The following is a 20,120-nucleotide window of genomic DNA, read 5'->3' on the forward strand; positions in this document are numbered from 1 at the left end:
CGGCACTCATGGCCGGCGCCCCTGGCCGTGAATCAGCAGGATCGAGAAATAGGGCGTGACCGTTTCGGCCTCGATCAGCCGCGTGACCCGCTGACCTGGCATGGCGGCATGTTCGACCAGCCATGCCGCATCCTCGCGCCCGGCAGCGGCCACCGCGCGGCGCAGTTTGGGCAGGTTGCGCCCGATCTTCATCACCACCAGCGCATCTGTATCGCGGATGCGTCGCACCAGTTCATCCTCGGGCAGGGTCGCCATCGCGATGGTCAGCACATCGTCGCCCCAGGTGATCGGGATGCCGGTTGCGTTCCACGCCCCGGCCATGCCGGTGATACCCGGCACCACTGCCACCGGAACCGTGCCCGCCAGCCGGGTGTGCAAATGCATGAACGAACCGTAGAAAAACGGATCGCCCTCACACAGCACGACCACGTCTTCGCCTGCCTGCGCCAGCATGACCAATCGCTGCGTGCATTCGGCATAGAAAGCGGAAAGACAGTCGTTGTAGCGCGGGTCGGATAACGGAATCTCGGTCGTCACCGGATATTCCATCGGGATTTCGATCACGTCGGGGCGGAGCATTCCTTCAACAATCCGCCGCGCCTGACCCGGCCGCCCGGCCTTGCGGAAATAGGCCACGTGGCGGGCGCCGCGCACCAGCCGGTCGGTGCGAACGCTCAACAGATCGGGCGCACCCGGACCCAAACCCACGCCGTGGATCGTCCCGCAGGAAAGGGCCGCGCTCATTCGTTGCCGCTCGCCAAAGCGTTGATCGCAGCAACCGTGATCGCGCTGCCGCCCAGCCGCCCTTCAACGATGCAGCACGGCACCGGCGGCGCGGCCCATAACGCGGCCTTGGATTCCGCCGCGCCGACAAAGCCCACCGGACAGCCGATGATCGCCGCAGGGCGCGGGCAATCGGGATCTTCCAGCATATTCAGCAGATGGAACAGCGCGGTTGGCGCGTTGCCGATGGCCACCACCGCGCCTGCCAGATGCGGCCGCCACAGTTCCAGTGCGGCGGCAGAGCGGGTGTTACCCATTGCCCGCGCCATGTCGGGCACTTGCGGCGCATTCAGGGTGCAGATGATCTGATTATCAGCAGGCAGCCGCGCACGGGTGATCCCTTCGGACACCATCCGCGCATCGCACAGCACCGGCGCGCCAGCGGCCAGCGCCGCCCGCGCCGCACTGGCAAAGCCGGGTGAGAAGCGGATATGCGCGGCAAGGTCCACCATCCCGGCGGCGTGGATCATGCGCACCGCCACCGGTTCCTCATCAGCGGAAAAGGGCGCCAGATCGGCTTCGGCGCGGATCGTGGCGAAAGACTGGCGATAGATGGCCGCGCCATCGGTTTCATAGATATGGGGCATCAAGCGGCTCCGAAATGGGCGAGAAGCTCGGCTGGGCTGAGCGCAGAGCGAACTGGCAACGCACCGGCGGGTGCGTTCAGGGAAAGATCGAACAGGCCATCGCGGCCGGTCAGCGTGACATCGGCGGCGCGCTGGCGGGCGCAGCCCTTGGCACAGCCCGAAACATGCAGCCGCCCGGCGACATGCGGTGCAAGGCGGCGGGCAAGATCGCGGGTTTCAACCGAGGCCTGCGGGCAGCAGGGCGCGCCGGGGCAAGCATCGACATGCAGCAGCGGGTCGGCAGGATTATCGATCAGCCCACCGGCGCAAACGGCAGGCGCGCCTTCCACCAGCAGCACACGCCACGGCGTGATCCGCACCGCTGCGGCGGGCGATGCTTCCACCATCCCGGCCAGTATCCGCGCCTCTATCCGGCCAAACGGCAAGCCATAGGCCCAACTCCCATCACGGAGGCCCAGATCATGAAGGCCCGGCACGATGCAAGCAGCCGACGGCGCGGGCAGAATGTCGCCACAGGCCCATTCGGGCAGGACCAGCCGGTGTCGCGCCATGCGCCCCGCTTTCGCGCCGCCGCTGGCCGCAAACCAGTGGGCGAGCGCGATCAGCGCGTCCACTTCCCTGCCAGCAGCAACCGCCATACCGGTGGCGCGGCCATCGGCGCGCAGGATCAGACCGCCATCGCCGCCGCGCTCAATGCGGAAATCGCCCGCCTCGCCACCCAGAATGCAGGTCTGACCGGCATCGATGGCAAAGCACACTTTACCGGGCAGATCGGGCAACTCATCCAGCCGGGTCAGCAATGCGCCCGCAATGCGGTGGCTGTCATCACCGGCGCGCCAATCCGGCGCGACCAGAATGTTGCGCCGCTGTTCGATGACAGGGTCAGGGTCCACCAGATCCAGCACAAGCAACCGGTCGAGCAGCGCCTGCCAGCCAGTTTCAGGCACCCCGCGAAGCTGGAGATTGGCGCGGGCGGTCATGTCGATCAGGCCATTGCCGTGCACCACGGCGGCATCGCACAGGCCCAGCACTTGCGCCCGCGTCAGGCGGCCAAGCCGAGGCTTTACCCGCACCAGCAGCCCGTCGCCCGCCATCATCGGGTGCCAGGCATCGGGGCACCAGCCCTTCACCGCAAAACTGCTCATGCCCTGTCCTCAAGCCTTGGCAGGCTGGCGAGGATGGAATTGCGCCGGGTCTGCCACAGCCCGGCGGCATGGAGCGCGGCAAAGCGGGCTTCCATCGCCGCCAGCGCAGCCGGATTCTCGCGTTCAAGAAATGCGCGAACATCGGTCTGGCCCAGTGTCGCGTCGTGATAAAGGTCGAACAGATGCGGCGGTACGCTGCCTGAAAGGTGCGCAAAGGCACCCATATGGTCCAGCGTCGCGGCCAGTTCTGCCCCCCCGCGAAAGCCGTGCCGCATCATGCCCGCCACCCAGCCTGGGTGCGCCGCGCGGGCGCGGACCACGCGGGCGATCTCTTCGGTCAGGGTGCGCGCAACGGTGCGCCCCGGATCGCGATTGTCGAGGTGGTAGAGCGCCGCCGAACCACCGATCAGCGCCTTGGCAGCGGCAAAGCCCGCCTCGTGCGCGGCATAATCGGCGGCCAGCAGCAGATCGGTTTCGGGCAAGTCCTGAAGATGGACAAAGGCGTCCGCTCCTTCAACACGCTGGCGCAGGCCGTCAGGATCGGCAAAGGTTCCGATCGCATCGGAGGCTGCGTCAAACGCATGGTCCGATGCCGCCAGCCATGCCTCACCAGCAGCGCGCCGGGCCGCTTCAGTATAGACCTCGGCTGCATCGCCAAGACCCAGTCCATAGCTGCCGGGGGCCGGGCCATAGACGCGCGGTGCCGCAGCCTGCCCTGCAAACGGGTTCCAGTCCGCCGGTTCATCGCGCAAACACAGCGCGCGCACCGCTTGGCCAAACAGTATCGGCAGCGCAGGAAAGGCATCGCGGAACAGGCCGGAAATCCGCAACGTCACATCGATACGCGGCCGGTCCAGCAGCGCCAGCGGCAGGATTTCGATGCCTGTTACCCGTTCGGACGCGGTGTCCCACAGCGGCTTTGCGCCCAGCAGGTGCAGCGCCATGGCGAATTCCTCGCCCGCCGTGCGCATCGTGGCCGATCCCCACAGATCGAGCACCAGCCCGCGCGGATAATCGCCGTGATCCTGCAGATGCCGCCGGATCAGCTCCTCTGCCAGTGTCACCCCTTGGGCATGGGCCGCGCGTGAAGGCACGGCGCGCGGGTCTATCGCATAAAGGTTTCGCCCGGTTGGCAGCACATCGCTGCGCCCGCGAAAGGGGGAGCCGGAGGGACCGGGCGGAACGCGGCGTCCGTCGAGTGCCGCCAGCAATCCGGCCCGCTCGGCTGCGCCCTGATCTCCCCGCCCGAACACATGCAGCCCGCCACCGAACTGGCTGTCCTTTACATCGCAAACGAAGCGGTCGATCCGGGTGATCGCCTCGACCAGCGTGGCCGCGTCATCAAGGCCCAGTTCCGCCTCAAGTCCCAGCACGCGCGCTTCGTCGCGGATGTTCACTTGCAGACGGTCGCGGCGGGCCGGGTCCAGCCCGCCAGCGTTGGAGAATTCATCCAGCAGCGCCTCGATCCGGGCCAGCCCCGCACCGCTTTGCGTTTGCACCAGTGGCGGGGGAACGTGCCCGATCGTAACCGCGCTGATCCGGCGCTTGGCCTGCGCCGCTTCGCCGGGATCGTTGACGATGAACGGATAGATCACCGGCATCGCGCCGGTCAGCGCCTCGGGCCAGCAAGCATCGGACAGCGCGACTGATTTGCCCGGCAGCCATTCCAGTGTGCCATGTGCGCCGACATGCACCAGCGCGTCCACGCTTCGCTGGCGCAGCCACAGGTAGAACGCCACATAGCCATGGCGCGGGCAGCGGGACAGGTCGTGATAGTCGCCGTCGCGATGGGCGCGCTCGCCGCGTTCGGGCTGCAAGGCTACCAGCGCGTTGCCGATGGGCAGCGCGGCAAAACGGAACGCGCCATCGGCGGCGGCAGCATCGGCTTCCGGCTCGCCCCATGCGGCGAAAAGTTCAGCGCGCAGGGTATCGGGCAGTGCTGCCAACGCCTTGCGGTACTCTGCCAGCGGCCAGTGCTGATGTGTGCATTCAAGGAGCGCTGCCAGTCCGGCCTGCGCGTCAGTGGCATATCCCGCCTCGGCCAGATCGGCCAGGATCGCCTCGGCAGAAGCCAGCGCATCCAGCCCCACGGCGTGGGCGATCTGGTATGCCTTGCCGGGATAAGTCGACAGGACCAGCGCAACCCGCCGCTCGGCAACCGGCGTTTGGGCAAGTGCGATCCAGCCCGCTACCCGCGCGGTGATCGCTTCGATCCGGCCGGCATCGGCGCGATGGATGGTACGGGCAAAGCCAAGCGCGGGATCGCGCGTCCCCGCCTCCTTGAAGCTGGCGATGCCTGCAAACACCCGCCCGTCAATTTCGGGCAGCACCACATGCATGGCAATGTCTGCGGGGGAAAGCCCGCGCGACGCCGCCGCCCATCCCGCGCGCCCGGACGTGGCCAGCGCCAGCTGAAACACGGGAACGCCCGCGCCATCAAGCGGGGTGGCGCCGTCCTCGCCCCGCGCGGAAAAAGCGGTAGCGTTGATGATCGCTACCGGGCCAAGTCCGCGCACCCAGCGGTCCACCTGTTCGCGCACCTGCGGGGCTTTCAGCGAGGGGACGAAGATCGACAATGCATCGAAACCGCGCTGCTCGAACGCGGTATGCAGGGCGGCAAACGGGTCCAGATCGTGGGCGGTCAGGTAAGAACGATAGAACACGATCAGGACCAGCGGCCTTGCCGGATCGCGCACAAAGGCTTCAGGATCGACCACGCCAAAGCCGGGATGCCAGCCTCCCGCCATCGGCAGCGGATCGCATGTCCGGGCGGGGGCATCAATCAGCCCCGCCAGCTGCGACAGCGCGGCAAGCGCCGCCTGCGCCGCCCCTGCACCGCCAGCATCGCACCACTGCGCAAGTTCGCGCAATGCAGGCACCGGCACGGTCGAAACCGCATCCAGCCGCGCGTCCTCCCAGCCGTCGCCGGGCAGCACGGCCAGGGCGATGCCGCGCGACCGGGCCAGCGCCTCGACCTGTTGCAGCCCGTAGCTCCAATAGGGCGTGCCGCCGATCAGCCGGATCAGGATCGCCTTTGCACCCGAAAGTGTCCGCTCGACATACGTGTCGACCGACAGCGGATGCATCAGCGCCGCCAGATTGGCGAGCCGCAGCGAAGGGAACGCCACATCGCCCGCGCGGGCCTGATGCCATGCCGCCGCGAATGCGCCCAGGTCGCTGTCCGAAAAGGACAGGACCACCAGATCCGCAGGCTCTTGCCCCAGATCCTGCGGGACGGCGGTTTCCTCCATCCCGTGCGTTTCGCGGAAAATGACGTGCATGGCCCGCGCCTTACGCCAGCAGCACCGCGCGAATGGCGTCTGCATCGACATGATCGTGCTCGGCAATGGCGACCAGCGTGGTGCGGCGCGGCTCGTCAGGCCGCCACGGGCGGTCGTACTGGTGGCGCACCCGCGCGCCTACCGCCTGCACCAGCAGCCGCATCGGCTTGCCCGCAACGGCGGCATAGCCCTTCACGCGCAGGATATGGTGATCGCGCGCCAGCGTTTCGATCCGCGCCACAAGCACTGCCGGATCGGCGATCTCGCCCCATGCGATGACGGTGCTGTCAAAGTCGTCGTGCTCGTGGTCGTCATCTCCATCATGGTGCGATGGGCGCGCGGCGATGTCGTCCTCGGCAGCGGCATCAAGGCCCAGAATCACGCGCGGATCGACCACGCCTTCGGTCAGTTCGATCACCGGAACCGGGCGACTAAGCTCCGCCGCGATGATCGCGCGCGCTGCGGCGACACCTTCCGGACCTGCCAGATCAACCTTGGTCAGCAGAATCATGTCGGCGCAGGCAAGCTGGTCCTCGAACACTTCCGAAAGCGGCGTCTCATGATCGATGCTGGGATCGGCGGCGCGCTGGGCGTCAAGCGCGGCCACATCGGGCGCGAACCGGCCTGCCGCCACCGCTTCGGCATCGGCCAGCGCCAGCACACCGTCCACGGTGATCCGGCTACGAATCGCGGGCCAGTCAAACGCCTTGAGCAGCGGCTTGGGCAAGGCCAGACCCGATGTCTCGATCAGGATGTGATCCGGGCGCGGATCAAGCGCCAGCAGCTTTTCCACCGTGGGGATGAAGTCATCCGCCACGGTGCAGCAGATGCAGCCATTGGCCAGTTCTACGATGTTTTCCGCCGGGCAATCCGGAATGGCGCAAGATTCCAGAATCTGGCCATCCACGCCCAGCGAGCCGAATTCGTTGACCACCACCGCCAGCCTGCGCCCGCCCGCATTGCGGATCAAATGGCTGATGAGCGTGGTTTTCCCCGCGCCCAGAAAGCCCGTAATGATGGTGACAGGCACCTTTGACAGGTCGGCCACAAGCAATTCCTCCGCGCGCCAGAGCGACAAACGGCGGGGCTTGCCGGACAAGTCCGGTCGGCGCATCGCAACGGGCAGGCGCGATGAAGCACCCGTTACCACGCGGCCGTGCAGCCCCAGCCGCACAGCTTCGTCGCTCAGACGGAGAGTTACCGTGCCGTGACCATCCCCTGGATCAGGCAAGAGCGACCGGTGCGCCGGCAGGTCTCCTGGCTCGCGGGTCACAGCTTGATGCACGCCTTCCCAGACTTTGCGCCAAAGCGCTGTCCAGTGGCAGCTCCTGTGTTCAGGAGCATGTGCATCGCGCTATCCGCTTACAGTTGCAGGGACAGCCACGGATTTGGGAGCAAGCTCCCGCACCGCATTCCCGATTAAGCCCCTTGCGGGGCACCGGCGCGATCATTGAAGGGCGGGTTGCCCCGGTCCTTCGCCGCGCGCTCTAGACGAAAATGCCAGCCAAGCCAATTGAAGTTGTTGCTTCATCCTCTTTACGCCATCGCCTTATCTCGGATGGGTTGGCTGCCAGGCGCTCGATCGCATCGCAGGGATAAGTCCAGAGCGTTATTTCGGTTACGCCTTTTCTGATCCTGGAAGCCCCCGATAGGGCCAAGCGGCCGTCCTTGGCCCACCGTGTTCGCTCGCGGGACGTGATGCAGAGAATATCCTCGACCTGCCGTTGACTGACAGGCTTGCACGCTATCCGGAAAAGCCGTTTCCGTATGGCATCGACGAGATCTTCCGCAGCCTGCCTTGAATTCGGATCAAAGACACAACTTTTTCTGGATTTAACGAATGTTCCGTTGGAACGAGCCATCAGCATCCGGATCGCCGCGTCGCGCTCGCCGTGATGTACGCGAAGCCCGAGCGGCATTCGGACATCAAGATCGATTGAGACGGTGCAGGACTGGTCATCGTGGCTGAGTATGACGCAACGATCCACGCAGTGACGGTCAGGCAACGACCGAAACCTCGATTTCATCGAACCGCTTCCAGCGATAGATCGCGTAACTCGCCAGCCAGCAGAACACGAAAAGACCGATGATGGCGAAGCCCAGACCATTGAAATTTTCGCCCAGTTCAGCGGCGACCCGCCATGGCCTACCCGTAAGGGCCAGCTTGTCGCCAATCAGGGCCAGCGTTTCGATTCCACCAATGACAATCGCCACGATGGCCGAGATCAGGGTAATGGTGATGTTGTAGTAGAGCTTGCGGATCGGCTTCACGAAGGCCCATTCATAAGCGCCCAGCATCACCACGCCGTCCGCCGTATCGATGAGGGCCATACCGACCGCGAACAGGGCGGGCAGGACCAGGATTGTCCCGATCGACAGGCCATCGGCGGCCTGGCTGGCCGACATGCCCAGAATGGCAACTTCGGTTGCTGTATCGAACCCAAGCCCGAACAGAAACCCCAGCGGGGCCATATGCCAGCTTTTGTTCACGAGGCGGAACATCGGCCTGAACAGTCTGGAAAGCAGACCGCGCCCACCCAATAGCAGATCAAGATCGTCCTCGGCATAGCTGCCGCCTGCACGAACATGGGCAAAAGTCCGCCAGACAGAGCGCAGGATGACCAGGTTCATGCCGGCGATCGTGAACAGGAAAAGCGCGGAAATCACGGTTGCAATCACGCCACCGATTTCCTTGAAAGCGCCAAACTGCGACAGCGCGCTGGCCGTCACCGCAATGATGATCGATGCTATGGCAATGATTCCGGAATGCCCGATCGCGAACCAGAATCCGACCGAAACCGGACGCTGCCCGTCCTGCATCAGCTTGCGGGTCACATTGTCGATCGCCGCAATATGATCGGCATCAACCGCGTGACGCAGGCCCAGCCCCCAGGCAAGCACGGCGGTGCCGAGCATCAACGGCTGTGCATGAAACAGGCTGAATGCCCAGACCCAGACGCCAATGTTGGCGGCGATCAATCCGGCAAACAAGGCACCAATTCGTCGGCGCAGAGACAGGGACGGCAGTGTCTTCGTGAGGGGCATGATTGGCTCGGCGATTGAGGAATGAACAAACGAAGGACGGTGCCGCAGACGTGCCGCAGCGCCGCCCATCAAGGGATTTCGCTAGAAATTGACCTTTGCGCCAATCCTCACAGTTCGAGGCTCGACCACGCGGCTCAACCGGCCTTCCACCGGAGCACCTGCATCAAAGGCGGGGATGTAGGACTCGTAATAATAGGCGATGTCCTTGTCTCGGCTGTCGAAGATGTTCAGCACTTCTCCAAATATCTCGACCTTCTTGCCCTTCCACGCGGCCCGGGCATTCATGACCGTGCTGCCCCGATCCCGGACACTGTTGTCCTCGACAAGCGGAGAAGGTCCAAGGTGGCGCACCCGAATGCTGGCTTCCCAGGGATCAAGAATGATGGCGGCACCTGCTGAAGCCGCGTTCTCGAATGCATTGGGGATGTGATCGCCATTGTCGAAGCGCGCATGGCTGGCGGTATAGTTTCCATCAAGCGCAAGCCAAGGGAACGGCCGCCAGAAGGCGACGATTTCATAGCCATGACGCCCACTGGCACCCGACGGTTCAACAGCATTGGAATCGCCAATGAAACGAAGTTCGCTGCCGACATGCAGCCACCAGTAAGTCGCGGTTAACGTGACCCCTGAGAATTGAATGCGTCCTCCCAGTTCCTTGCCAATGCCGCGAACCAGAACGGGAACAGGCGTGTCCCTGTTGACCGCACCCCGAACATCATTGGAATGGAATCCACGGCCCCAGTTGGCGTAGAGTTCAAGATGCGGCGTAACCTGATAGGCGATTGACGCCTTGGGAGAGAGAATCGACGCTGAGCCACTGCCTTCGCCCAGCGACGCCGCAACAGAATCTCGTGCACGCACGGAATAGTGATAATAGTCCCCGCGAAGACCACCTGTCACACGCAGTCCCGCCAAGGGTTTCCAAGCGACTTCGCCGTAGAGCGCGGAAGACAATTCCCCGACCCGGTAGTGCCCGAGTGACGCAAGAAATGCGCGGGCAGCCGTTCGATCGACACCAACATTCCCGACGGCGTCGTATCTGTTTTCGGTGCCAAGGCTCACAGCCAGACTGTCAGCGATTTCCCAATGTTTTTGTGCGGACAGCCCGAGGACCCAACGCCGGTCGAACTGCTTGATCTGCGCGCTTGTGCTATCCGGATCGGTGTAAGTGGGGTTCGAGAACATCGACCAGTCATAAAACTGGGCATAGACATTGGCGCGCCATGTCGGTTGCTTGACCGCGATGTTAGCCACCAGGCGCGTCGTCTCACCCCGCGCGGAAGGATCTGGAGAGCAGAACACATCCGCACACAACGCCGTGCCGATAATGCGCTCGGGGATTTGCTCGGTTGGGTGCCATGTCGCCCGGTAGGCATGGAGAGATGCCTCCAATGTGCCCGCACCGGTCGGCATCCTATATTTCGCGAACCCCGAGTAGTGGCGCAGACGTTCAGGTTCCTGCCACGGTCCGTCATAGGTCTTGGCCTGGGCGACAAGCGTGAGGTCTCCAGCACCCAGGTCGTGCAATGTTCCGCCCGCAGCGACGCTGCGCCAACCATATGATCCAGCCTCGGCCGATGCCCATGGCCGGTCATAACCCTTGATGGTCGTCATATAGGCTGCTCCCGCCAGAGCGAAATCACCGCCATCGGCGCGGTAGGGCCCTTTACGAAAATCCTCCCGGCCCACGATCTCCGGAATGAGCCCGTTGAGGTCGAGATAGCCATGACCATGTCCGTGGGTACGAAAGTTCATCTGCACATCATCGATATAAGTACTGAAGTCAGACCCATGGTCGAGGTTGAAACCGCGCAGGAAATACTGGTTGGCTTTGCCGCTCCCCGAATGCTGGGCTGCAACCAGCCCCGGCACCGCTTCCAGCAGTTCGGCCACGCGGAGAAGAGGCCGCACGAGGAGATCGGCCCCTCCGACGCTTCCTTCGCTCGCTGATTTGGCAGTGCCGATCATGGCCTCACCGCGACCGAAAACCACAATGTCGTTGCCTGCCACGACTGCATCCGCGCTTGTTTGCGATCCCTTTTCAGAGGTTTCGGCAAAGGCCGGTGTTCCGATACAGATCAGCGGAAGTGCGCTGCTGGTAGTAATGGTCTTGATCACGAAATAGTCCCCCGGCGTCTTGCGACGTGGCCGGGGCATACCCGCGCGAACGGGCGACACGCGCGGCGACCGGACGCCATGGGTGGCCGACGCACGTCTCCGATGCGACCCCAGCCGCTCGTTCGTCGCTCAGACGGAGTTCACCGTGCCGCAGCCATCCTCTGGACCAAGGCAAGAGCGACCAGACGCCGGCAGGTCTCCTGGCTCACGGGTCACAGCTTGATGCACGCCTTCCCAGACCTCGCATGATTTAGCGTCCGGCCCAGTGGCTGCCCCTTCAAATGAGGAGCGATGTACATCGCGCTATCCGCTTACAGTTGCAGAGACAGCCACGGATTTGGAAGCAAGCTTCCGCACCGCATTCCCGATTAAGCCCCTTGCGGGGGGCACCGGCGCGATCAATGAAAGCCGGAATGATCCGGTTCTCGATCCCTCGTCTAACTGAAGTGATCGGAAAAGCCAATAACGCTTGGAGTAGGGATTGAATCAACGATTACTGCATCCCGCGCCACCATTGCCATTGGCACGGCCAGAGCGCACCAACCGCGCGCACTCGATTTGAATGGCGGGTTTTCACTGAACCTATCGTTGGCCATCGGACTCCTGTACGACCGGAAGTGGTCGGCTGGTGCCTCGAGGTAATCATGCTTATCAGGCGCCAGAGCGTTCTTCGGACGGCCACTCTGGCCATCGGAGAATGATCATGGAGATGCCTGAAACCGAACCCACCGCCACAAAGCGCCAAGTCTGGAATGCCGGACGAACCGTCGGTGCGAAGCGCGCGCTGAAACCGAAGCAAATTTGGGAGATCCGATTCTACCTCAATCAGCACCGCCGCTTGCGAGATCGGGCGCTATTTGACTTGGCGATCGACAGCAAGCTTCGGGGCTGCGACCTCGTGCAGATGAAGATCGGCGACATCGTCAGCGGCGGGCAGATCCGAACGCGTGCGATCGTGATGCAGCAGAAAACAGGTCGGCCTGTTCAGTTCGAACTGCTCTCAGACACCCGGGGCAGCCTGCTGGCTTGGCTTGAGCGGCGGGGCGGCACGGTCGACGACTATGTCTTTCCCAGCCGGGTTGATCATAATGGGCATCTCAGCACCCGCCAGTACGCCCGGCTCGTCGATGAATGGGTGACAGGGGTTGGTCTGATGCGAAGCGACTATGGCACGCACTCCCTTCGCCGAACGAAGGCATCGATCATCTACAGGGCGACCGGTAACCTTCGTGCCGTCCAGATCCTTCTCGGTTATAGCAAGATCGAGAACACAGTGCGCTATCTCGGGATCGACGTGGAAGACGCGCTTGCCCTTGCGGAGAATACCGAAATCTGACCGGTTGGCTCCTCGCCTCCCGCGAGGGGCCACTTCACCGCGCTTTGGGACAAAACCGCCGTTTCAGCGCGCATCCGTGGGTGTCAGGTTTCGGATAAACCGGCCGTTCGCGAACCGTAGGAGATCGGGCAGGGAACGAGCAAGGCTGGCCGATTCCAGAATGGCTGCTTGACGGCAGTCGACTCTGGGAAGCTGCCATACCCCAAGCAAGAAAGCCGGTCGGAAGGATGTCCGACAACATAGCAAGATCACGGATACGCTCCATGGCGCGGTCGCGATCGGGGAATTCGAGCAGATTGAAGTCGGTATGGGGCACTAGGCAATATTTGGCTTGGCCACCGATCGAGCCGCCCGTGTCGACATGGCCATAGGCGCCGCCGGCTCGCGACGGATTGCATCCTCTTGGTGCAATCCTGTTTGGCCGGAGACATTGAACGTTGTCACCGATCAGATCCGCGGCATAATGCCGAGCCGTCCGCCGCTTCGGATCGGGGTCGACAGGACCATGACGGCCAGGCACATTGCCACGGCGGCCGCTGGAATGCCCGCCATGGCGAGGACAAGCCCCGTGCCGTCAACGCGATAGTCCACCAGAAAAAGCCACGCCGCGACCGTCAAGCTGGCGACCGCCAGCCCGAATTTCGAAATCGCCGTCAACAGCGCAAATGCGGAGGCGGGCGCGGTCGGACGCTCGGCGGAAACCCGATCCGCGAAGCTCGCCCACAAAAGCGTGGCAATGCCTCCATTGGCCGCGCCGAACAGGAATGCGAAGGCCGCCTGCGCATAATAGCCGGCGGTCTCGGCAAGCGTGAAGGCGATCGCCCCGGCGCCCAGAAGGACGAACGCCACGCAGAGCGTACGGAGGTGGCCCATCCGACGCAATGCGATCAGCCAGAATGGCTGCGCCACGGTAAGGCCGACTGAGACGGCGATGATGATCGTCCCTCCCTGGCCCTGCCAGCGATAGGCGACATAATAGGGTTCGAGCTTGCCGAACACCGATGTCGCTATCGATACCAGAAACATCAGCAGGAGCAGCGGGATCAGGCCGATGCCGGTGCCCGAAGCGGACGATGCGGCGGGAACCGCGCAGTCGGCGCCAGGACGTGGCCGCAGTCGCGTCAGATACCAGGCCGAGCCGATGGCGACCACGGACATCCCCAGCGTCACTAGCGCAAAACGGCCGCTTCCGTTCTGACTCCCGCCGCTGACCAGCCAGGCGAGCGCGGTGGCGACCGCGATGGAGGCCATACCACTACAGGACAGCCGCAATGCAGCCAGCCGCGCGCGCTCCCTGGCATTGCGCGTGGCGAGACCCAGCGTGGCGTTCTGTGGAATGTCATAGAGCGCATAGGCAATACGAAAGAGGGTCGCGAGCAGCACCGCCCAGATCAGCCGCCATGCCTCGGGCAGCAGATCCGCGGCGAAGAGAGGCGTTATCACCGCCGCGCTCGCGCAAGCCCCGATGAACTGCAACCGGCAGGCGCGGGCAAGTGTGAACGAGGCGCCGCGCAATTTCCAGCCGATGGCGAGGTCGATCAGCGCGCTCAGCACCAGTCCACCGGCCAGCAGGCCCCCCATCCATGCGGCGGGCAGCCCTGCGCGCTCGGTCAGGAAGAAGGCGAAGACCAGCTCGCTTGAATACCAGAAAAGGCTCTTTCCGAAATGCGCCACGCCATAGGGCCACAGCGCCGCCTGGCTTTCGGTAAGCGCTTCCCGATGCAAAACTTTCAAATTCCGGCGCACGCGGGCTCGCTAGCGCCGATATGCGTCAGCGATGTGACGCCTCGCCTGAATGCTGGCGCGCGATAAATTCCTTGAGCATTTCCGGTGCGTCGGTCTGGATCATCGAGAAACCATCGCTGAGCAGGCGGCCCCAGATGCGGTCCGGATCGCTCATGGCTTGGGCATCGCCATCGCCCAACGTGTTCGTCCAGAGCCTTACGCCCGCCTTGCGTGCCTCGTTTCGCAGCGCCGCAAGGGAAACGCCGTCGAGCCGGGGCGTGCCGAAGGCAACGGGACGGCGGCCGCCCGCAAGCTGTTGCCGGGCGAGCGCCACCATCTCGGACGGAGTTCCGCTGACTTTCGACAATATGGGCATGAACGGCACGCGATCATAAGGGGAGATGGCCGCCAGCGGCGGGGAGCCTGACCCGGCCCTCGTTTTCAGGATGGCATCGTTCGCCGCGCCCAGGCGCAAAGCTTCGTCGATCGCTTCGCCATAGATCGCTTCCTGTATATCCAGGTTGAACAGGATGCGGCCCTGTCCATGGGACAACATGTCGGCAAGGGTCGGCACCTGCTGGGCGGTCACCGCCGCAGCCGCGCCGCCCATGCCGTCGCGCAGGTGCAATCGCCTGATCTCGGCAAGCGTCATGTCAGCGACCTTGCCGGTGCCGTCCGTGGTCCGGTCGACCGTCGCATCGTGCATGATGACGAGATAGCCGTCGCGGGTGCGACGGACATCGGTTTCCATGACGTCGATTCCCATGGCGATGCAATGGTCGAGCGCAAGCAGAGAATTTTCCGGCGCGCCCGGCAATCCATGCTTCACGCCTGAGCGATGGCAGCCGCGATGGGCAACTACCATGGCGCCGCTTTCAGCGTTCGCCAGCCGTTGCCGGGGACTTTGCGCAAGCGCGCGGTCTGCCGCGCCCGTCCCGATGCAGAGCGATGTGACAAGGGCAATGGCCCATAGCCGGCGGGAAGTGGTGGCGATCGGTCCAGTCATATTAACGGATCATCCTGTGACGGCCAAGTTCGGTCATGCGCTCGATAAGGTCTTTTGGCCGGTCGGTCTGGATGATGCTGACTCCGCTGTTGATGAAAGCATCATAGCTTGCACCGCGATCCGCCGCCGCCGCGCGATCGGGACCGCCAATGACGTTGACCATGCCTCTCACCCCACGCCGATCCAGCCCTTCAATCAACTCGCGCGAAAGATAGGCCGGTGTCAGGTGAACGAAATGCGGGCTGGCCTGCTTCAGATAATAATCCAGTTCTTCGCGAGACTGGGCCAGCCGCACTGTTTCGCCGCCACGCCATTGCGCCTGCATATTATCAAGCCACGGCGCATCGTCGGCATAGAAAAGGGCATGGCGGATGCCCGCCTGCCGCAGAATCGCCGCCACCTCAGGAGCGCGATCGACCTTGAGGTGAAGATCGACCACGATCTTGTCCCGCGCGATCCGCAGCACGGATTTCAGCGTCGGCACCCGATAGGCCGTCGGCTTGCCATCGGGACCGAGCAGGCGCAACCGTTCGATTTCCGCGAACGTCATGCTTTCCACTTCGCCGTGGCCGTTCGTCGTCCGGTCAATCTTCGGATCATGCATCAGAATGGCGACATTGTCCCGGGTAAAGCGGACATCAATCTCGACAATGTCGACGCCAAGTTCAATCGCGCGGCGAATGGCGGCGGCCGAGTTTTCCGGCACCTCTACATGGGCGCCGCGGTGCGCGACAACGAAGGATCGGGCGCCGGGCGGAGCCATCAGTGCTGTCCAGATGTCATCCGAGCGATGGGCCAGCGCGGGCTGGCCGATCGACAGGGCGGCGGCAATGACGGATACCGCGAAAAGGGATTTGCGCATATCTTGTGCTTTCGTCAGAATTTGTAGGATGCGCCGGCGAAGAATGACCGGCCATTGTCGATCACATCGCGGGTCACGGCACCGCCGGGGCCGAAATAGCGTGTGGGACGATCGTTTCCGACATTCTTCGCGGTGACCATGAATGTGAGATTCTTCCTCACGCGATAGGAAGCCTGGAGGTCCACGATGTTCGCAGCGCCTAGATAACGGTCGTTGGCGGCAAAGTCCGTGCCGACCACCGCAAGCTGACGGCCGGTGTAGTTATAGGCCGCCTTCGCGCTGAACCGGCCAATGCTGTAGAACAGGCTGGCGTTGAACACGGTATCGGCCTGCTCCAGCAGGGAATTAAGCTGGCGATAGGTGCCGTTGTTCATGAGAATGCTGGTGGGATTGGTCTTGAGCAGCGTGACGTTGGTCGAGAAACCCAGCCCCCTGAGCGGCGAAGACAGCGAGCCGAGGCTCGACACCACGAGGCCCAGTTCCAGTCCTTCCACACGCGCCTTGTCGAGGTTACGCGCCTGGCTCACGGTAACAAGGGTGGGAACGCCGCCGATGTCGAGCGTATCTTCCGACACAGACCGGAAGATTTCATTGGCGATATCCTTTCGAAACAGCGCGGCCGAGAAGATGCTGTCGCTGGCGAAATACCATTCGAACGAAAGATCATAATTGTCGGCCAGACGGGCCTTGAGATCGGCATTGCCCCTGGCGACCGACAAGCCCATCGGCGTGCGGGTGATCGTAGCGGGCGTAGCGAGGTCATCATAATTGGGACGCCCGATGGCGCGTGCATAGGCCGCCCTGAGCTTCACATTGCCGGTAACGTCATAGCTGGCGTTGAACGACGGCAGCAGATTGCCATAGCTGCTGCTGCGCTGGGCCAGAGCATATTGCGCGGGTGTGGTGTAAGCCGATCGCGTATAGGATGAACTTTTGAAATCGGTCAGTTCATAGCGCAAGCCGGCGGTCATGCGCAGCCGGTCGCCCCGCCATGTCGTCATGAAATAACCGGAATAGACGTTCTCCTTCACGCCGTAATTACCGCTGATATTGTTGTCCGCCGTGGCAGCGAGCAGGGCGTAATTCCCCTTGTTGGCCTGAAAATAGGCTTCCGCAGCGTTCTGATCGACCAGCATCATCGTATAGGCCGGATCGATAAAGGGCGAGAAGCTGTTGCCGCGGATCTGCGTGCTCAATAGCGGCGCAAGCGCCGTGGAGACCGGCTGATAATAGCTTTCGGTGTGATCGTAATTCCGGTCAAGCAGCCGGAATTGGGTGCCCGCCTTGAAGCCCAGCCCCTGGTCCTGCGCGGACATATTATGTCCGTAGTCCAGGCCCACGGTCGTCGCCTTTTCAATGTTGCGATTCAGGCCATAGCCGTAAAGCGTCTGCCGATAGCGGGACGGGTCGGTCGCGGCAGCATTGCGCGGCGCCAATATCGGAAAATCCGATTGGTTGTAGCTATAGTCATAGCCGAACAGGCTCGAGGCGCTGCCGCCTGTGTAGATGCTTTCCACATTGGCGCTGCTGAACCTTCCCACGCCATAACTGGCGCGAAAATTGATCTCGTCGCGCTCGGTCGGCTGGAGATCGAGCGTGCCGGTGACATAGCGGATCTGGCGTCGCTGGAAATATCTGTCATATTGCACCGTGCCGGTGCCGGACTGGGCCGTGCCGCTCGTTGCTGTCACATTCGTAAGATTGCCCGATGCCGCCAGGACATTGTCGTTGCGGTCCTCGTCATTCTTGTGCGTGAACTGAGCTGCCGAGATGGTGGCGGCAATGCCGTTGTGGTTGTTGAATTCCAGCTTCCCGAACAAGCCGAGGCGGTCGCGCAGATTGTCGTAGACATAATAGTCGCGCCGCAACGGTCCGGCATTGGCGCTGGCGATGCTGGGCGAATTGAGCGCGAGGCGCGCGCCAGCGGCATCATAATAGCCGTAGGAGGCAGCGGTCGGATCCGTCGACGAAGAGTCTCGGCGGAAATAACTGCCCCCGACGACCAGGCCGAACTGGTCTTCATTGCCGAAGCGGGTGGTTAGCAATGCATCGATTTTGCCGGACGGCGTGCGGTTGCTGTAACGGCGACCATTTTGATAATCGCCATAATCCACCCGGATCGAACCGAACAGGCGATCATGATCGAAGGCGCTGGGCGTGCGATAGTTGATCTGGCCACCGATGGCATTGCCGTCCATGTCGGGTGTCAACGATTTGGTAACCGTGATCTGGCTGGCAATGGTGGAGGGCAGCACGTCAAGCGACACGCTGCGGCGTCCCACCTCGGTCGAAGGCAGGGCAATACCATCACGGACGACGAGCGTATAGGCCGAGTTAAGCCCTCGAATGCCGACGAACTGATCTTCGCCCCGCTGATTGTTCTGAACCAGAGAGATGCCGGGGATGCGCCGCATGGCTTCGCCGAAACCGAAATCGGGCAGCGAGCCGACCTCGGACGCGGACACGACGTCCGCGATCCGCGGATTGGCGCGTTTGGCCTGAATGGCGGCACGATTCACATAGCGTTCGCCCGTGACGACGATATCGCCGTCATTCCCCTTCGCCTCCACATTATCCGGCAATCCGGTCTCACCCGGCTGAGGTGTGACCTGAGCCTGTGCAGCCGAAGCCGTAGCGATGGCGATCAGGCCCGCAGCCCAATAGTTTCGCCTGTTTGATCCCTGTTTCATCTGGAGAAGCCCCTGCATCTTTGTCCTGTTGGCAGCGGCATATCCACACCCAAAGTGTAGAATATATGACATTTCCACACATTTGGTGTGATAAAGAAAAACTCTATTTTAATATAATGAAATCAAACAATATTTTATATAGAGATGAAGGCCTACCATTGTTTGGCGCGGGCGCTCCTTAGCATTGCGAGCCGAATCAAGCCGCAGTATTGAAGCAGTGATGTCAAAAAAATACAGCTTGGAACGGGAGCATCGCTGCCCCGACAGCGACTGGATCGCACGGGGATGCGGCGAACCGAAGCGGTGGAGATGGACGGCGAAAGCCTCGCCGTTCTGCGGGATAGAAGTGCAACCGCTCGATCAACGCGCTGGCCAACACTTCTGGTAGTCGTCCGCCAAGGATAATCATGCCCGGGTCCACCGCAGACCCGATGCCGTTGACGATCAGGGTGAGCGAGCGTTCCGCTTCCTGGAGCCAGGTCGAGACCCCAGCCCATGATGGATCGAAAGCGTCCAGAAACGCCTGCAAGGTCGGATAGGATATTCCCGCCTCGGCCTTGACGATCTGCATCAATTTGCCCAGCGATGGGGAGACATAATCGGGCGGCAGCATGCCACCGAATTCACCGGCGTTGCCGCTGACGCCGCGAACCGCTCCCCCATTGCGGATCAGACCTCCGCCGAAGCCGGCAGCAAAGTGCAAATAGGCAAAGTCATCGACTTCACGACCATAGCCGAGCAAGGATTCTCCCACTGCGGCGGCCGTACCATCATTTTCCACCCACACAGGGATACCGAGCGCATCCTTGAACACGCGGCCTATTTCGACGAATGCCCAATCATCCAGGGCGGGCGGATTGACCTGACTGCCGTCAACGACGAAATAGCCCGTAATCCCGATTCCCAACCCGGCCAGCGCAGTCAGCGCATGCCCTTGTTCAGCCAAACTGGCAATGAAGCTGCTGGCCATTTCCAGCACATCGCAAGGACTTGGAGACTCAACGCCGATCGCGCTCTCGCAGATCACCTCACCGCACAGGTTTATGGCGACCAGCTTCACACCATCCGCCATGATCGACAAGCCAAGCGAGAATGCGGCATCCGGATTGAGGTTGATGATCGGGCTGGGCTGGCCCCGACCGTTGCGGACAATCTCGCCGATCCTGATGAGGTCGCGTTTTGCAAGGCGGTCGATGATACGCGACACTGATTGTTGCGTGAAGGATGATGCTTTCGTCAATTCAGCGCGTGTTGCACCTATATGACGTTGAATGAGGCTCATTACCAATCGGTCACCGGATGTTTCCAGACCCTGCATCATATCTCCGGTTTCGTCCCGCATTCCGTCCCGTGCCCTTTGCATATTACGTTAATCGATGCCAAATGATTGTCGGACGCTGCAAAGGCCGATCGTCCGGCCCTCGTACCAACACCATCATTCAGAAGAGCTAATTGCCAGAGCTGCTGGTCGGGGCCAACTGGAATGACCTGTTCCGGCGTAAGCTGACCTTCCTGCATCGGCATCCGAACGGCAAGAGTTGG

14 protein-coding genes, 1 pseudogene and 2 riboswitches are annotated in these 20,120 nt (G+C 62.5%); of the genes and pseudogenes, 1 reads left to right on the forward strand and 14 read right to left on the reverse strand.

The annotated features are described in order from the left end of the window. Window positions 1-6: 6 nt before the first annotated feature. The 8 genes from cobI to F1640_RS02530 form a co-directional block, all read right to left on the reverse strand. On the reverse strand, window positions 7-744 hold the full coding sequence (gene cobI / locus F1640_RS02495) for a precorrin-2 C(20)-methyltransferase (RefSeq protein ID WP_053556447.1): 738 nt from the start codon (window positions 742-744) through the stop codon (window positions 7-9). Next, entirely contained in the window at window positions 741-1,370 is a 630-nt protein-coding gene (locus tag F1640_RS02500; RefSeq protein WP_066653804.1) for a precorrin-8X methylmutase, read from the reverse strand. The genes cobI and F1640_RS02500 overlap by 4 nt, the downstream gene beginning before the upstream one ends. After that, complete coding sequence (locus tag F1640_RS02505) at window positions 1,370-2,515, reverse strand: cobalamin biosynthesis protein CobG (protein WP_073977030.1); 1,146 nt, start codon at window positions 2,513-2,515, stop codon at window positions 1,370-1,372. The genes F1640_RS02500 and F1640_RS02505 overlap by 1 nt, the downstream gene beginning before the upstream one ends. Beyond that, window positions 2,512-5,796 (reverse strand): cobaltochelatase subunit CobN, encoded by a 3,285-nt coding sequence (cobN, locus tag F1640_RS02510; RefSeq protein WP_073977029.1) that lies wholly within the window; start codon window positions 5,794-5,796, stop codon window positions 2,512-2,514. The genes F1640_RS02505 and cobN overlap by 4 nt, the downstream gene beginning before the upstream one ends. Before the next feature lie 10 nt (window positions 5,797-5,806). Further along, entirely contained in the window at window positions 5,807-6,844 is a 1,038-nt protein-coding gene (gene cobW / locus F1640_RS02515) for a cobalamin biosynthesis protein CobW (RefSeq protein ID WP_073977035.1), read from the reverse strand. A gap of 181 nt (window positions 6,845-7,025) precedes the next feature. Further along, window positions 7,026-7,254: riboswitch (cobalamin riboswitch) on the reverse strand. A gap of 29 nt (window positions 7,255-7,283) precedes the next feature. Further along, on the reverse strand, window positions 7,284-7,802 hold the full coding sequence (locus F1640_RS02520; RefSeq protein WP_194917572.1) for a hypothetical protein: 519 nt from the start codon (window positions 7,800-7,802) through the stop codon (window positions 7,284-7,286). Then, entirely contained in the window at window positions 7,795-8,841 is a 1,047-nt protein-coding gene (locus F1640_RS02525; RefSeq protein ID WP_073977028.1) for a HoxN/HupN/NixA family nickel/cobalt transporter, read from the reverse strand. The genes F1640_RS02520 and F1640_RS02525 overlap by 8 nt, the downstream gene beginning before the upstream one ends. A gap of 81 nt (window positions 8,842-8,922) precedes the next feature. Then, entirely contained in the window at window positions 8,923-10,998 is a 2,076-nt protein-coding gene (locus F1640_RS02530) for a TonB-dependent receptor domain-containing protein (RefSeq protein WP_073977027.1), read from the reverse strand. A gap of 133 nt (window positions 10,999-11,131) precedes the next feature. Next, window positions 11,132-11,368, reverse strand: a riboswitch (cobalamin riboswitch). A gap of 294 nt (window positions 11,369-11,662) precedes the next feature. On the opposite strand from F1640_RS02530, the gene F1640_RS02535 reads away from it, so the two are divergent. Beyond that, window positions 11,663-12,295, forward strand: coding sequence for a tyrosine-type recombinase/integrase (locus F1640_RS02535; RefSeq protein WP_194917574.1), 633 nt, complete (start codon window positions 11,663-11,665; stop codon window positions 12,293-12,295). Window positions 12,296-12,506: 211 nt separating this feature from the next. On the opposite strand, the pseudogene F1640_RS25950 reads toward F1640_RS02535, so the two are convergent. From F1640_RS25950 to F1640_RS02560, 6 genes and pseudogenes are all read right to left on the reverse strand, one after another. Beyond that, window positions 12,507-12,689 (reverse strand): annotated as a pseudogene (locus F1640_RS25950) (formaldehyde dehydrogenase, glutathione-independent); the annotation flags it as partial. A 53-nt stretch (window positions 12,690-12,742) separates the two neighbouring features. Continuing rightward, the gene (locus F1640_RS02540) at window positions 12,743-14,041 is read right to left on the reverse strand and encodes an MFS transporter (protein ID WP_081096413.1); all 1,299 of its coding nucleotides are present in this window, start codon (window positions 14,039-14,041) and stop codon (window positions 12,743-12,745) included. A 25-nt stretch (window positions 14,042-14,066) separates the two neighbouring features. After that, a complete protein-coding gene (locus F1640_RS02545) occupies window positions 14,067-15,026 on the reverse strand; it encodes a glycerophosphodiester phosphodiesterase family protein (protein ID WP_081096414.1) in 960 nt (319 codons plus the stop codon). 1 nt (window position 15,027) lies between these two features. Then, entirely contained in the window at window positions 15,028-15,888 is an 861-nt protein-coding gene (locus F1640_RS02550) for a glycerophosphodiester phosphodiesterase family protein (RefSeq protein WP_073977048.1), read from the reverse strand. A 14-nt stretch (window positions 15,889-15,902) separates the two neighbouring features. Continuing rightward, entirely contained in the window at window positions 15,903-18,650 is a 2,748-nt protein-coding gene (locus F1640_RS02555) for a TonB-dependent receptor (protein WP_081096415.1), read from the reverse strand. A gap of 151 nt (window positions 18,651-18,801) precedes the next feature. Next, on the reverse strand, window positions 18,802-19,899 hold the full coding sequence (locus tag F1640_RS02560; protein WP_161601899.1) for an ROK family transcriptional regulator: 1,098 nt from the start codon (window positions 19,897-19,899) through the stop codon (window positions 18,802-18,804). Window positions 19,900-20,120 lie beyond the last annotated feature (221 nt).

It is taken from the genome of Novosphingobium sp. NBM11 (assembly GCF_015390225.1).
Lineage (GTDB): Bacteria > Pseudomonadota > Alphaproteobacteria > Sphingomonadales > Sphingomonadaceae > Novosphingobium.

Bases quoted from the DNA above. Each gene is read 5' to 3' on its own strand.
- cobI (WP_053556447.1), bottom strand. From the start codon at position 744: ATGAGCGCGGCCCTTTCCTGCGGGACGATCCACGGCGTGGGTTTGGGT.
- F1640_RS02500 (WP_066653804.1), bottom strand. From the start codon at position 1,370: ATGCCCCATATCTATGAAACCGATGGCGCGGCCATCTATCGCCAGTCT.
- F1640_RS02505 (WP_073977030.1), bottom strand. From the start codon at position 2,515: ATGAGCAGTTTTGCGGTGAAGGGCTGGTGCCCCGATGCCTGGCACCCG.
- cobN (WP_073977029.1), bottom strand. From the start codon at position 5,796: ATGCACGTCATTTTCCGCGAAACGCACGGGATGGAGGAAACCGCCGTC.
- F1640_RS02525 (WP_073977028.1), bottom strand. From the start codon at position 8,841: ATGCCCCTCACGAAGACACTGCCGTCCCTGTCTCTGCGCCGACGAATT.
- F1640_RS02530 (WP_073977027.1), bottom strand. From the start codon at position 10,998: ATGCCCCGGCCACGTCGCAAGACGCCGGGGGACTATTTCGTGATCAAG.
- F1640_RS02535 (WP_194917574.1), top strand. From the start codon at position 11,663: ATGGAGATGCCTGAAACCGAACCCACCGCCACAAAGCGCCAAGTCTGG.
- F1640_RS02545 (WP_081096414.1), bottom strand. From the start codon at position 15,026: ATGACTGGACCGATCGCCACCACTTCCCGCCGGCTATGGGCCATTGCC.
- F1640_RS02550 (WP_073977048.1), bottom strand. From the start codon at position 15,888: ATGCGCAAATCCCTTTTCGCGGTATCCGTCATTGCCGCCGCCCTGTCG.
- F1640_RS02555 (WP_081096415.1), bottom strand. From the start codon at position 18,650: ATGTCATATATTCTACACTTTGGGTGTGGATATGCCGCTGCCAACAGG.
- F1640_RS02560 (WP_161601899.1), bottom strand. From the start codon at position 19,899: ATGATGCAGGGTCTGGAAACATCCGGTGACCGATTGGTAATGAGCCTC.